This window comes from Acrocarpospora macrocephala (assembly GCF_009687865.1).
GTDB lineage: Bacteria > Actinomycetota > Actinomycetes > Streptosporangiales > Streptosporangiaceae > Acrocarpospora > Acrocarpospora macrocephala.
The window spans coordinates 116531-130859 of the sequence record NZ_BLAE01000031.1; the positions used below are offsets into that span (position 1 = coordinate 116531).

Annotated in this window: 12 protein-coding genes; all 12 read left to right on the forward strand. The window is 70.6% G+C overall.

Annotated elements, in window-relative coordinates:
- The first annotated feature begins 3 nt into the window (after window positions 1-3).
- The gene (nusA, locus tag Amac_RS26150; protein ID WP_155347606.1) at window positions 4-1005 is read left to right on the forward strand and encodes a transcription termination factor NusA; all 1002 of its coding nucleotides are present in this window, start codon (window positions 4-6) and stop codon (window positions 1003-1005) included.
- On the forward strand, window positions 989-1276 hold the full coding sequence (locus Amac_RS26155) for a YlxR family protein (protein ID WP_155357044.1): 288 nt from the start codon (window positions 989-991) through the stop codon (window positions 1274-1276). Before nusA ends, Amac_RS26155 begins: the two co-directional genes overlap by 17 nt.
- Before the next feature lie 223 nt (window positions 1277-1499).
- The gene (infB, locus tag Amac_RS26160) at window positions 1500-4712 is read left to right on the forward strand and encodes a translation initiation factor IF-2 (protein WP_373869841.1); all 3213 of its coding nucleotides are present in this window, start codon (window positions 1500-1502) and stop codon (window positions 4710-4712) included.
- 91 nt (window positions 4713-4803) lie between these two features.
- Entirely contained in the window at window positions 4804-5100 is a 297-nt protein-coding gene (locus Amac_RS26165; protein ID WP_155351928.1) for a DUF503 domain-containing protein, read from the forward strand.
- 49 nt (window positions 5101-5149) lie between these two features.
- A complete protein-coding gene (gene rbfA, locus Amac_RS26170; protein ID WP_155357046.1) occupies window positions 5150-5614 on the forward strand; it encodes a 30S ribosome-binding factor RbfA in 465 nt (154 codons plus the stop codon).
- Window positions 5611-6627 carry a DHH family phosphoesterase gene (locus tag Amac_RS26175; protein WP_155357047.1) on the forward strand — a complete coding sequence of 339 codons (1017 nt, stop codon included), beginning with the start codon at window positions 5611-5613 and terminating at the stop codon, window positions 6625-6627. Before rbfA ends, Amac_RS26175 begins: the two co-directional genes overlap by 4 nt.
- Entirely contained in the window at window positions 6624-7508 is an 885-nt protein-coding gene (gene truB, locus Amac_RS26180; protein ID WP_155357048.1) for a tRNA pseudouridine(55) synthase TruB, read from the forward strand. The genes Amac_RS26175 and truB overlap by 4 nt, the downstream gene beginning before the upstream one ends.
- Before the next feature lie 43 nt (window positions 7509-7551).
- Entirely contained in the window at window positions 7552-8514 is a 963-nt protein-coding gene (locus Amac_RS26185) for a bifunctional riboflavin kinase/FAD synthetase (protein ID WP_155357049.1), read from the forward strand.
- A gap of 162 nt (window positions 8515-8676) precedes the next feature.
- On the forward strand, window positions 8677-9693 hold the full coding sequence (locus Amac_RS26190; RefSeq protein ID WP_155357050.1) for a DUF6461 domain-containing protein: 1017 nt from the start codon (window positions 8677-8679) through the stop codon (window positions 9691-9693).
- A 143-nt stretch (window positions 9694-9836) separates the two neighbouring features.
- Window positions 9837-10106 (forward strand): 30S ribosomal protein S15, encoded by a 270-nt coding sequence (gene rpsO / locus Amac_RS26195; RefSeq protein WP_155351923.1) that lies wholly within the window; start codon window positions 9837-9839, stop codon window positions 10104-10106.
- A 297-nt stretch (window positions 10107-10403) separates the two neighbouring features.
- Window positions 10404-12731, forward strand: coding sequence for a polyribonucleotide nucleotidyltransferase (locus tag Amac_RS26200; protein WP_155357051.1), 2328 nt, complete (start codon window positions 10404-10406; stop codon window positions 12729-12731).
- A gap of 5 nt (window positions 12732-12736) precedes the next feature.
- Window positions 12737-14050: a M16 family metallopeptidase gene (locus tag Amac_RS26205; protein ID WP_155351931.1), complete on the forward strand. Its 1314-nt coding sequence runs from the start codon at window positions 12737-12739 to the stop codon at window positions 14048-14050.
- Window positions 14051-14329 lie beyond the last annotated feature (279 nt).

Below are 14329 nucleotides of genomic sequence, written 5' to 3' on the forward strand. Positions count from 1 at the left end.
CTTGTGGACATTGACATGAGCGTCCTGCGCAGCTTGGAGCGGGAGAAGGACATCTCGTTCGACCTCGTCGTGAAGGCGATCGAGGACGCGCTGCTGATCGCCTACTTCCGGACCGAGGGCGCCGCGCAGAAGGCCCGCGCCGAGCTGGACCGGGTTTCCGGGCACGTCTCCATCCTCGCGGCCGAGCTGGACGAGGAGGGCACGGTCGTCCGGGAGTACGACGACACCCCGGGCAACTTCAGCCGCATCGCCGCGACCACCGCCAAGCAGGTCATCCTGCAGCAGCTGCGGGACGCCGAGGATGAGATCAACTTTGGCGAGTTCGCCAGCCGCGAGGGCGAGCTGGTGGCCGGGATCATCCAGCAGGGCAAGGATCCCCGGGTGGTGCTGGTGGACCTGGGCAAGATCGAGGCCATCCTGCCGCACAACGAGCAGGTGCCCGGCGAGGAATACGTGCACGGCGAGCGCATCCGCTGCTTCGTGGTGCAGGTGAAGAAGGGCAACAAGGGGCCTTCCGTCACGCTCAGCCGTACCCACCCGAACCTGGTGAAGAAGCTGTTCGCGCTGGAGGTTCCGGAGATCGCCGACGGTTCGGTGGAGATCGCCGCGATCGCCCGGGAGGCGGGGCACCGCACGAAGATCGCGGTGCGCTCCCGGAAGAGCGGGGTCAACGCGAAGGGCGCCTGCATCGGGCCGATGGGCTCGCGGGTGCGCAACGTGATGACCGAGCTGCACGGCGAGAAGATCGACATCATCGACTGGTCCGACGACCCGGCCGAGTTCGTCGGGAATGCGCTGTCACCCGCGCGCGTTTCCCGGGTTGAGGTCGTGGACGCCGACGGCCGGGTGGCGCGGGTCACCGTGCCGGACTACCAGCTCTCGCTGGCGATCGGCAAGGAGGGCCAGAACGCCCGGCTGGCCGCGCGGCTGACCGGGTGGCGCATCGACATCAGGCCGGACACTCAAGAGGCACCGGCCGATCCCGCAGATGCGTCGGCAAGGTAAGCTGGAATATGGTGGCCAGGCTGTCCCACTGAGAACGTGTGTGGGCTGCCGGGTTCGCACGGCCAAGTCCGAGCTACTCCGACTGGTAGTGGTCGAGGGTGTTATTACCCCTGACCAGCAAGGACGGCTTCCGGGCCGAGGTGCGTCACTGCACCCGGACGTGAGTTGTCTGGAGCTCGCAGAACGTCGCCGGGCGTTCACTCGCGCTTTTCGCGCGCAGGGATCGCTCGATGTCACGCGTCTGCGGGATCACCTGGCGGAACGGGCTTGACGCGAGAAAGCGGCCGGGTGAATGGTTACCAACTGTCATGTAGGACGCCGAGTTGATGGGCGGAGTCAGATTGCTATGAGCGCCTGATGAGCACGCGGCAATGAGTACGTCCAGGTAGCGACGGTCCGGCGGCACAGCCTCCCGGGCCGAGTTAGGGAGTGCAGTGGCGAAGGTCCGGGTATACGAGCTCGCCAAGGAGTTCGGCGTAGAGAGCAAGGTCGTGATGGCCAAGCTCACCGAAATGGGCGAGTTCGTGCGATCGGCTTCTTCAACGATTGAAGCGCCGGTCGTCCGTAAACTGACGGAGGCGTTCGGTAAGGGCGACTCCAGGGGCGGCGGCAAGCCGACCCCACGGCCGCAGCCGAGGCCCCAGCCCCGGCCGGCTGAGAGCCAGGCGACAAGCCAGGTGACAGGCCAGGCAGGCGGCCAGGCCGGAAACGGCGCCACGGCGGCGCCGATTTCCCCGATTCCACCCGCTCCGGCCTCGGAGGGCGGCATTCGCCCCGGGCCGAAGCCAGGACCGCGGCCGATGCCGCGGCCCGTTCCGATGCCTCATCCGACGCCACAGCCCGCGCCCCAGGCCGAGGCTCCGCGTCCGGCGCCGGAACAGCCCCGTCCGGAAATCCGCGCCGAGGCGCCCCGCCCCGCGGCGGCGTCCTCCCGGTCTGACTCCAGGTCCGAGTCCGGTCCCCGTCCGGGTGGTCCCGGCGGTCCCGGTGGCGGCCCGAAGCCGGGCCCCCGGCCCGCTCCCGCGCCGCGTCCCGCCGTTCCCGGCGTTCCGACCGGTGGCGGCGGCTCTGGTCGCGGCGAGCGTCCTTCTGGTCCGGGTGGCCCCAAGCCGGGCCCGCGTGGCCCGCGTCCGGGCAACAACCCGTTCTCGTCCAATGCCAGCGGCATGGGGCAGCGCCCGGCGCGTCCGGGTGGCCCCAGCGACCGCCCCGACCGTCCCGACCGCGGCGAGCACCGTGGTGACCGTCCCGACCGCGGGCCGCGTGAGGATCGTGGTCCCCGCGAGGACCGCGGTCCGCGCGAGCCGCGCCGCGACGGCGATCGCGGTCCGCGTCCCGGCGGTCCCCGTCCGGGTCCCGCGGGTGCGGGCGGTCCTCGTCCCGGCCCGGCCGGCGCGGGTGGCCCGCGTCCCGGTCCTGGCGCCGGTGGTCCGCGTCCGCCCGCGGGTGCGGGTGGTCCCCGTCCCGGTGGGCCGCGTCCCAACCCGTCGATGATGCCGCAGGGCCGGCCTTCCGGTCCCGGTGGTGGTGGCGGTGGCGGTGGCCCGCGTCCCGGTGGCGGCGGTGGCCGTCCCGGCGGCGGCGGTGGCGGCGGTGGCCGTCCCGGTGGCGCCGGTGGCGGCGGCGGTCGTCCGGGTGGCGGCGGCGGTTTCGCCGGTCGTCCGGGTGGCGGCGGCGGTGGCGGCGCAGGTCGTCCCGGTGGCGCCGGTGGCGGCCCCGGTGGCGGTGGCGGCGGTTTCGCCGGTCGTCCCGGTGGCGGCGGCCGTGGCCGCGGTGGCGGCACGGCGGGCGCGTTCGGCCGTCCTGGCGGGCGTCCGACCCGTGGCCGCAAGTCCAAGCGCCAGCGGCGCCAGGAGTTCGACAACATGTCGGCTCCGGCGATCGGCGGCGTGCAGGCTCCCCGTGGCGGCGGTCAGACGATCCGCCTCCCGCGTGGCGCCTCGCTGTCGGACTTCGCCGACCGGATCGGCGCCAACCCCGCCGCGCTGGTGCAGATCATGCTGCACCTCGGCGAGATGGTGACCGCGACCCAGTCGGTCAACGAGGAGACTCTGCAGCTGCTCGGCGCGGAGCTGGACTACGTGGTCCAGGTCGTCAGCCCCGAGGAGGAGGACCGCGAGCTGCTGGAGTCCTTCAAGATCGAGTTCGGTGAGGACGAGGGCGACGAGGTCGACCTCGCGCCGCGTCCGCCGGTGGTGACCGTCATGGGTCACGTCGACCACGGTAAGACCAAGACGCTGGACGCCATCCGCAACACCAACGTGGTGGCCCGCGAGGCCGGTGGCATCACCCAGCACATCGGCGCCTACCAGGTCGCCACCGAGCACGAGGGCGAAGAGCGGAAGATCACCTTCATCGACACCCCGGGTCACGAGGCGTTCACCGCCATGCGCGCCCGTGGCGCCCAGTCCACCGACATCGCCGTTCTGGTGGTCGCGGCCGACGACGGTGTGAAGCCGCAGACCATCGAGGCGCTCAACCACGCCCAGGCGGCCGACGTGCCGATCGTGGTCGCGGTGAACAAGGTCGACAAGGAGGGCGCGGACCCGACCAAGGTGCGGGCCCAGCTCACCGAGTACGGCCTGGTCGCCGAGGAGTTCGGCGGCGCCACGATGTTCGTCGACATCTCGGCCAAGCAGGGCACCGGCATCGACGCTCTGCTCGAGGCGATCCTGCTGACCGCCGACGCCGAGCTCGACCTGCGCGCGAACCCCGACATGGACGCGCAGGGCCTGGCCATCGAAGCCCACCTGGACAAGGGCCGCGGCCCCGTGGCGACCGTGCTGGTCCAGCGCGGCACGCTGCGGGTCGGCGACTCGATCGTCTGTGGCGAGGCCTTCGGCCGGGTCCGGGCGATGCTGGACGACAACGGCGACACGGTCGAAGAGGCCGACCCGTCGCGTCCGGTGCGGGTGCTCGGCCTCGCGGCCGTGCCCCGGGCGGGTGACAACTTCCTGGTCGTCACCGACGACCGGATGGCCCGGCAGATCGCCCAGCAGCGGGCGGCTCGCCAGCGCATCGCGGAGATGGCCAAGGCCGGTCGCCGCCGTACGCTCGAAGAGCTGTTCAGCGACTACGAGAAGGGCAAGATCGACGAGCTCAAGCTCATCATCAAGGGTGACGTGTCCGGTTCGGTGGAAGCACTGGAAGACGCGCTGCTCAAGATCGATGTGGGCGAGGAGGTCAACCTCCGGGTGCTGCACCGCGCGGTCGGCGCGATCACGGAGTACGACGTCAACCTGGCGATCGCGGACGACAACGCCGTGATCATCGGCTTCAACGTGCGGCCCGAGGTCAGGGCCCGCGATCTGGCCGAGCGCGAGGGCGTCGACATCCGTTACTACTCGGTCATCTACCAGGCGATCGAGGAGATCGAGGCGGCCCTGAAGGGCATGCTCAAGCCGGAGTTCGAGGAGGTCAGGACCGGCACCGCCGAGGTCCGCGAGGTCTTCAAGGTTCCGAAGATCGGCAACGTGGCGGGCTCCCTGGTCCGTTCCGGCACGATCACCAGGAACAGCAAGGCCAGGATCATCCGCGACGGCGTGGTCGTGGCGGACAACCTCACGGTCAGCTCGTTGCGCCGGTTCAAGGACGACGCGACCGAGGTCCGCGAGGGCTACGAGTGCGGTATCGGTGTCGGCTTCAACGACATCAAGATCGACGACGTCATCGAGACGTTCGAGATGCAGGAGAAGCCTCGCGCCTGAGGTTTTGCCAAACCGGTTCCCGGGCCCTCAGGGCCCGGGAACCGGCCCGTCTTCACGACCCCCGCGTCTGGGTTGATTGACGCACAAATACATGTATGTCGGTGCTCTGACGTTGGACATCCTGCTCGGCGAGGTGCACTCGCTGAAGGAGAAGCGCTCGGTGATCCGCCCCCTCGTGGCCGAGGTGAAACGCCGCTTCCCGGCGGTCGCCGTGGCCGAGACCGGCCACCAGGATCTGCATCGGCGGGCCGAGATCGGCATCGCCGTGGTCTCCGGTTCGGCCGTCAACTGCGGTGAGGTGCTGGAGGCCTGCGAGCGGGTGATCGCCTTCCATCCCGAGATCGAGTTGTTGTCGGCTCGGCATCGGCTGTTCAACGACGAGGAATAAGGCGGCCGCATCCCAGCGTCAGCCGTACATTGAAGGAAAGGGGAGCGCGATCATGGACGCCGCGCGAGCCAGGAAGCTCGCGGACCGGATTCAGCAGATCGTCGCCGAGATGCTGGAGCGCCGGATCAAGGATCCTCGGCTCGGTTTCGTAACTATCACCGACACCCGGGTCACCAACGATCTGAGCGACGCCACCGTGTTCTACACGGTGTTCGGGTCCGAAGCCGAGCGCAAGGACACCGCCGCCGCGCTGGAGAGCGCCAAGGGCATCATCCGCTCCGAAGTGGGCAAGCAGACCGGGCTGCGGCACACGCCCACGCTGGCCTTCACCCACGACCCGCTGCCCGACAGCGCCCGGCACCTGGACGACTTGCTCGCCGAGGCCAAGGCCAGGGACGAGGAGATCGCCAAGCGGGCCGAGGGCGCCGAGTACGCGGGCGACGCCGATCCGTACAAGCGGGACGAGGAAGTGGAAGAGGACGTGCCGGGGCAGGTAGGACGCGCCGTCACGTGACCTCGGATCTCAGATCAGATCGTGTCCTGCCGGCGGTCGCGGAAGGGGACTGGGAGCGGGCCGTCGCTCTGGTCCGCGGGCACGACGAGATCGCGCTGGCCTGCCACGTCACCCCCGACGGCGACGCCCTGGGTTCGATGCTGGGCTTCGGGCAGGCGCTGCGGCAGGCGGGCAAGCGCGTGGTGGCCTCCTTCGGGGATCGCACCTTCGTGGTGCCCCGGCTGCTGCGTTTCCTGCCGGGGCAGGACCTGCTGGTGCCGCCGGGCGAGTTCCCGGCGGCGCCGGACCTGATGATCACGTTCGACGCGTCCACCCGGGCGCGGCTCGGCCTGCTCATCCCGGCCGCCGAGGCGGCGGGGGAGCTCGTGGTGGTGGACCACCACGCCTCCAACACCGGCTTCGGCTCGCTGCACCTGGTGGATCCGGCCGCCGCGGCCACCTCGGTGCTGGTGGAGGAGCTGATCGGCCGCCTCGGCCTGGCGGTAGACAAGCCCATCGCGACCTGCCTGTACGCGGCGCTGGTGACCGACACGGGCTCCTTCCGCTACGCCTCCACCACGCCCGCCGTGCACGCCATGGCGGGACGGCTGCTCGCGGCCGGGCTCAACCCCGACACGATCGCCCGCGAGCTGTGGGACCGCTCGCCCTTCGGCTACCTGCGGGTGCTGGGCGCCGCGCTGTCCAGGGCCGTGCTGGAGCCGGAGTGGGCCGGGGGCGCCGGTCTGGTCTGGACCTGCGTGACCAGGCGGGACCGCGCGCTCGCCGCCTTGCCGTACGAGGAGGTGGAGGGCGTGATCGACGTCATCCGCAAGGTCGACGGCGTGGACGTGGCCGTGGTGCTCAAGGAGGACGACACGGGCGGGTGGAACGTTTCGACCCGGTCGAAGGGCGCGGTGGACGTCGGCCGCGCCTGCGCGGCGCTCGGCGGCGGCGGGCATCCCGGCGCGGCCGGTTTCTTCACCACGGAACCCCCGGACCAGACGATGGCCCGGCTACGGGAGATGCTCTCTTGACCAGCAAACGAACCCCGCCGCCGAGCGGGCTCGTGATCGTCGACAAGCCCGCCGGCTGGACCTCGCACGACGTGGTCGCCAAGATGCGCGGCATCGCCGGCACCCGCAAGGTCGGCCACGCCGGCACGCTGGACCCGATGGCCACCGGCGTGCTGGTGGTCGGCGTGGAGAAGGCGACCCGGCTGCTCGGGCACCTGGCGCTGACCGAGAAGGTGTACGAGGCGACGATCCGGCTCGGGGTGGGCACCAACACCGACGACGCGGAGGGCGAGGTCACCTCGGTCACGCCCGCCGGGCATCTCGCCGAGAGCGCCGTCGCGACGGGCGTGGCCGCCCTCACCGGCCCGATCATGCAGGTTCCGCCGCAGGTCAGCGCCATCAAGGTGAACGGCGAGCGGGCGTACAAGCGGGCCCGCGCGGGCGAAGAGATGGAGCTCCAGGCTCGGCCGCTGACCGTGCACGCCTTCGACGTGACCGCCATCAGGCACGACGGCGACGCCGTGGACGTGGACGCCGTGATCACCTGCTCGTCGGGCACCTACATCCGGGCGCTCGCCCGCGATCTGGGCGCCTCCCTCGGCGTGGGCGGCCATCTGACCTTCCTGCGGCGCACGCGGGTCGGGCCGTACACCGAGGCCAGGACGCTGGAGGAACTCCAGAAGGAGTGCGTGATCATGCCGATCGAGGCCGCGGTGGCCGCGGCCTTCCCGCGCCGGGACGTGACCGAGCAGGAGGCCCGGCTGGTCGCGCACGGCGGGCGGCTGCCCGCGCTCGGTCTGGGTACGGGCCCCATCGGCGTCTTCGCTCCCGACGGCACGCTGCTCTCCCTGGTGGAGGAGCGGCAGGGGGCGGCCAAGCCCCTCGCCGTCTTCGTGAGCTGACCGGTGTGGCACGCTTGTCTTCTCATCGAGGATTGGGGTCGACGTGCGGGGCTGGCACGGACTGGACGACGTGCCCGAGGACTGGGGCAGATCAGTCGTCACCATTGGCGTTTTCGACGGCGTGCACCGGGGGCACCAGCAGATGGTGGGGCGCGCGGTCGCGCTGGCGCACACGCTTGGCGCGGCCTCGGTGGCGGTGACCTTCGAGCCGCATCCGGACGAGGTGATCCGCCCCGGCAGCCACCCGCCCCAGCTCACTCAGCAGCGCCGCCGCACCGAACTGCTCGGCGCGCTGGGCGTGGACGCGGTGTGCGTGCTGCCGTTCACGCTGGCGTTCTCCCGGATGTCCCCGGACGAGTTCGTGCAGACCGCCCTGGTGGACCGGCTGCACGCGGCCGGGGTCGTGGTGGGGGAGAACTTCCGGTTCGGCCACAAGGCCGCCGGCGACCTGGAGACGCTCCGCACGCTGGGCGAGAAGTATGACTTCGTGGCCGTGGGCGTGCCGCTGGTCAGTGACGGGGAGGCGATCTCCTCCACCCTGGTCAGGGAGCGGCTGGCCGCCGGTGACGTGGCCGCTGCGGCCGAGGCGCTGGGCCGCCCGCACCGGGTCGAGGGGGTGGTCGTGCGCGGCCAGCAGCGGGGGCGGGCGCTCGGTTTCCCCACCGCCAACGTGGAGTCCCCGCCGTACACGGCGATTCCCGCCGATGGGGTCTACGCGGGCTGGCTCCAGGTGACCCAGTCGCCGTCGCCGCACGAGGGGCAGCGCTGGCCCGCCGCCATCTCCATCGGCACCAATCCCACCTTCTCCGGGGTGGAGCGCACCGTCGAGGCGTACGCGCTGGATCGCGACGACCTCGACCTCTACGGCGCGCACGTGGCCGTGGACTTCGGCCTCCGGCTCCGCGACACCCTGAAATTTGCCTCAATTCAGGCGCTAATTGACCAAATGCATGCCGACGTGGACGAGGCGCGGGACTTCACTGCCGCGGAAAGCTCCGCGATGTAGCCGATCGGGCGTAATGTCGCCGTGGACTATCTCTCTGGTGTTGCGTGACTTCCCAGAGTGCCGGAAACCCGTCCCTGGGACCGGCGTGCACGGTACGAATATCCGACTCGGTCCCGCTCGCATCCCGCGGGCGGGACCCCGGCATTCCCCTGGCGGCAGCACATGGCTGACGATCTTCTTGAGTACTACCGGCACCTGCTCGACAAGCACTGGGTCCTGCGCGAGAGCGCCTGCGTCTGCTGGATCGGCGACGCCACGAAACCTTCGGCGGCCCGACATTTCGGCATCGACCTGGTCGGACCTTCACCGCAGACCTTGCTTGAGGCGGCCGAGGAGGCCGACGGCGCCGGGGAACACGCCCCCAGCATCGTCGTCCTGGACGAGTTCCTGGACGGCTGGGCGCTCAGCGTGGAACCGCGCGGCGCCCAGGGGATCCGTCCCGAGGTGATGCGCGGCCTGTCCGCGCGGGGAACGGCGTTCGCGGTCCGCTTCGGCCCGCGTCCCGAGTTCGCGCTGTACCGCCAGGGCGTCCGGGTCACCCATGTCCAGCAGCAGACCGGCCGCTGGGGGGCCGCGCCGCACGAGCTGGACGAGCAGATGAAGGGCCTGCCGTGCGTGGAGGGCTCGCCGGAGGACACCTGGCCGGAGGCGGCGCTGGCGCTGGGGGAGCGGGTCACCGGGGTGCGCCTGGACATCGACCGCCTGGGCGGCGAGCTCGACCGGTACACCATCCTGCGCCGCCTGCCGGTCGACCCGGTGCCGCTGGCGCTGCGCGAGCACCCGGTCGCCCGGGAGCCCGAGTTCGCGGCCATCCTGGCCGACCCGGCCGGGCAGCGCCGGACCATCGCCGTGCTGGCCGCCCGGCAGGCGGTCACCGACACCGGTCTGGGCGGGCCCGAGGTGACGGCCGCGCTGCGCTCCCTCACCACGATGGCGTCCCGGCCGAAGGCGGGCAACGGCCGACTGGACGCGGCGGCGCTGCGGGCGGGCCTGCGCACCCTGATCCCCGGTCTGGACGGCGACCGGGCGCTGGCGGTGAAGGTCCTGATCGCGGCCCTGGACCCGGACGACGGCGTCGCCTCGGGCGAGGCCACCCGGCTGGGCTGGCGGATCCACTCGGGCGGACAGGACGGCGAGGTCCGCTGGACCATCCTGCGGACGTGCGCGCGCACGCAGTGAACGCGGGTCAGGGTGCTGAGCTGCGGTGGTAACCTTGAACGTCGGCTGAGTATTCGTCGGCCTCGTCACGGCGACTGTAGGCACGCACGGTCGTTCGCGGGCTTGGAAAATCGTTCCGCGTGCCTCCCAAAGAAGGAGTTGGAGTGTCGCTCGACACCGCCACCACGAAGGCCATCATCACCGAATACGGCACCGCCGAAGGGGACACCGGTTCCCCTGAGGTCCAGATCGCGCTGCTGAGCCGGCGCATCAGCGACCTGACCGAGCACCTGAAGACGCACAAGCACGATCACCACAGCCGCCGCGGCCTGCTCCTGCTGGTCGGCCGCCGCCGCCGCCTGCTCAAGTACCTGCAGGCCAAGGACATCACGCGGTACCGTACGCTGATCGAGCGGCTGGGTCTGCGCCGGTAGCGCGCGAGGAGCGGCGAGCCTTCGCCGCTCCTTTCTCATCTGCGGGCAAACTGCAGACAAACTAAATAGCCGAAAGGGAGAGACGGCCGGGAGGTCGTCTCGACCCCGAGAACCAGTGCCCCGCGTCCGCAAGCAAGCACATACACGCGCGATCCCGCGGCGTGAGAGGGCCGGTCCTCGGTAGTGGCCCCCGGTCATGGTGAACCGGGCGCTTCGATCGAAGACCGGCACTGCACCAACGGGGAGCCGGCGCATAACACACGGACGTGGGGTGACCGACCTTAAAGGAGGTCCCCCGTGGAGGGTGTCCACAGCACGGAAGCCGTTATCGACAACGGCTCTTTCGGCACGCGTACGATCCGGTTCGAGACCGGGCGGCTCGCGCGCCAGGCGGCGGGTTCCGCCGTCGTCTACCTGGACGACGAGACCATGGTCCTGTCCGCGACCACGGCGTCCAAGAATCCCAAGGAGAATCTCGACTTCTTCCCGCTGACGGTGGACGTCGAGGAGCGGATGTACGCGGCGGGCCGCATTCCCGGCTCGTTCTTCCGGCGTGAGGGCCGGCCGTCCGAGGACGCGATCCTCACCTGCCGCCTGATCGACCGGCCGCTGCGCCCGTCCTTCGTCAAGGGCCTGCGCAACGAGATCCAGGTCGTGGCGACGATCATGTCGCTGCACCCCGACCACCTCTACGACGTGGTCGCCATCAACGCGGCCAGCCTGTCCACCCAGCTCGCCGGGCTGCCGTTCTCCGGCCCCATCGGCGGCGTCCGGGTGGCGCTGATCACCGGCCAGTGGGTGGCCTTCCCCACCCACACCGAGCTGGAGGGCGCGACCTTCGACATGGTCGTGGCCGGCCGGGTGCTCGCCGACGGCGACGTCGCGATCATGATGGTCGAGGCCGAGTCCACCAGGGACACGCTGAAGCTGGTCGCCGAGGGCGCGGTCGCGCCCACCGAGGAGACCATCGCCCAGGGCCTGGAGGCGGCCAAGCCGTTCATCAAGGTGCTGTGCGAGGCGCAGGCCAAGGTGGCGCAGGTCGCCGCCAAGGAGACCGCCGAGTACCCGATCTTCCTGGACTACCAGGAGGACGCGCTGCAGGCGGTCGAGAACGCGGTCCGCAGCGAGCTCGCCGCGGCCCTCACCATCGCCGCCAAGCAGGACCGCGAGAGCGAGATCGACCGGGTCAAGGCGCTGGCCGGGGAGAAGCTGCTGGCCGACTTCGAAGGCCGGGAGAAGGAGATCTCCGCCGCCTTCCGCAGCCTCACCAAGAAGCTCATGCGGGAGCGCGTGATCAGCGAGGGCATCCGGATCGACGGGCGTGGCCCGAAGGACATCCGGCAGCTCAACGCCGAGGTCCACGTGGTGCCGCGGGTGCACGGCTCGGCCCTGTTCGAGCGCGGGGAGACCCAGATCCTGGGCATCACCACGCTGAACATGCTCCGGATGGAGCAGATGATCGACACGCTCAATCCCGAGCGGACCAAGCGGTACATGCACAACTACAACTTCCCGCCGTATTCGACAGGCGAGACCGGCCGGGTGGGTTCGCCCAAGCGGCGCGAGATCGGGCACGGCGCGCTGGCTGAGCGGGCGCTCATACCGGTGCTGCCCACCCGCGAGGAGTTTCCGTACGCGATCCGCCAGGTGTCGGAGGCGCTCGGCTCCAACGGCTCCACCTCGATGGGCTCGGTCTGCGCGTCCACGATGGCGCTGCTGGACGCGGGCGTGCCGCTGAAGGAGATGGTCGCGGGCATCGCGATGGGTCTCATCGGCGAGGGCGACCAGTTCATCACGCTGACCGACATCCTCGGCGCCGAGGACGCCATGGGCGACATGGACTTCAAGGTCGCCGGCACCAAGGACGTCATCACCGCGCTGCAGCTGGACACCAAGCTCGACGGCATCCCGGCCTCGGTGCTGGCGGCCGCGCTCAAGCAGGCCCGCGGGGCTCGCCTGGCCATCCTGGACGTCATGCAGGAGGCCATCGACTCCCCGGCCGAGATGAACCCGACCGCGCCGCGGATCATCACGATCAAGGTCCCGGTGGACAAGATCGGCGAAGTCATCGGCCCCAAGGGCAAGATGATCAACCAGATCCAGGACGACACCGGCGCCGAGATCACCATCGAGGACGACGGCACCATCTACATCGGCGCCACCGACGGCCCGGCGGCCGAGGCGGCGCGCAGCGCGATCAACGCGATCGCCAACCCGCACATGCCGGAGGTCGGCGAGCGTTACCTGGGCACGGTCGTCAAGATCGCCGCCTTCGGCGCGTTCGTCTCGCTGATGCCCGGCAAGGACGGCCTGCTGCACGTCTCCCAGATCCGCAAGCTGCACGGTGGCAAGCGGATCGAGAACGTCGAGGACGTGATGGGCGTCGGCGAGAAGATCCAGGTGGAGATCGCCGAGATCGACGCGCGCGGCAAGCTGTCCCTGGTTCCGGTCGAGGTCGTGGAGAAGGAGGCCGCCGACCGGGCCGCCCGCGCCGAAGCCGGCGAGCCCGAGCCCGCGCCCGAGCCGCGCGAGTCCCGGGACGACCGGCCGCGCGAGGACCGGCCCCGCGACGACCGGCCGCGCCGCAGCCGCACCCGTGGCGGGCGGGACGAGCGCAACTCGTGACCGTGATGACTGCCACCAGCACGTTGTTCCCCGGGAAGGACGGTGCGGGCGTCGTACGCCGCACCGTCCTGCCCGGCGGGCTCCGGGTGGTGACCGAGACCATGCCGACCGTGCGCAGCGTCGCGGTCGGCGCCTGGGTGGGCATCGGGTCGCGGGATGAGGCCCCCGAGCACATGGGGGCCACCCACTTCCTGGAGCACCTGCTCTTCAAGGGCACGCCGACCAGGGACGCGATGGAGATCTCCGCCTCCATCGAGGGCATCGGCGGCGAGATCAACGCCTTCACCGCCAAGGAATACACCTGCTACTACGCGCGGGTCCTGGACGAGGATCTGCCGCTGGCCATCGACGTGCTGGCCGACGTGGTGACCTCCTCGCTGATCAGCGACGCCGATGTGGAGTCCGAGCGTGGCGTGATCCTGGAGGAGATCGCCATGCACGACGACGACCCCTCCGACGTGGTGCACGAGGCCTTCTCCGAGCAGCTGTACGGCGACACGCCCATCGGCCGCCCGATCCTCGGCAACGAGACCTCCATCAACGCGCTCACCCGGGCCCGGATCCACGAGTACTACCAGCGCTTCTACCTGCCCTCGCACACCGTCATCTCGGTGGCGGGGAACGTGTCGCACGAGCGGGTGGTCGAGCTGGTGGCCGCCGCCTACGAGCGGGCGGGCGCGCTCAGCGGCCTGGGCGAGCCCATCCCGCCCCGGCTGGGCGGCCCCGGCGTCGCCGAACGCTCCGGCGTGCGCGTCGTCGACCGCCCCACCGAGCAGGCCAACCTGGTCCTCGGCACCACCGGCGTCAGCCGCACCGACGACCGCCGCTTCGCCCTCGGCGTGCTCAACGCGGCCCTCGGCGGCGGCATGTCCTCCCGCCTGTTCCAGGAGATCCGGGAGAAGCGCGGCCTGGCCTACAGCGCCTACAGCTACACCTCGCAGTACGCGGACACCGGCCAGTTCGGCATCTACGTCGGCTGCCTCCCCTCCAAGATCGACGACGTCCTCAAGATCTGCCGCGACGAGGTCGCCCGGGTCGTCGCCGACGGCCTCACCGAGGAGGAGATCGCCCGCGGCAAGGGCCAGATGCGCGGCGGCCTCGTGCTGGGCCTGGAGGACACCGGCTCCCGCATGTCCAGAATCGGCAAGAGCGAACTCGTCTACGACCAGCTCATGTCCGTCGACGAGGTCCTCACCCGAATCGACACGGTCACCCCCGACGACATCGCCTCGGTAGCCAGAACCATCCTCAACCGCCCCATGACCCTGGCCGTGATCGGCCCGTATGGGGACAAGGACTTCGGCTACGCGATCGCCTAGGCCGGTAATGCCCCTGCGCTCTCCCCGCAGGGGCATCCGGTTGGTACTGGGTTTTCCCCACCCACCCACCCTTATTGCCCTGCCGGGCAGGTCGCTCCGCGCGAGCGGGTGTTGCCCTGCCGGATGGATCGTGATTGCCAGGTTCTCCCCACCCACCCATCCCTTTTACCCGCTGGCGCGAGGGCTGCGCGCGGCCCACGTGGGCCGGGGCCGCCAAGGCGATGGCCGGGGTCGGGCGGAGCCCGAGGATAAACAAAGGGTGGGTGGGTGGGAAAACCA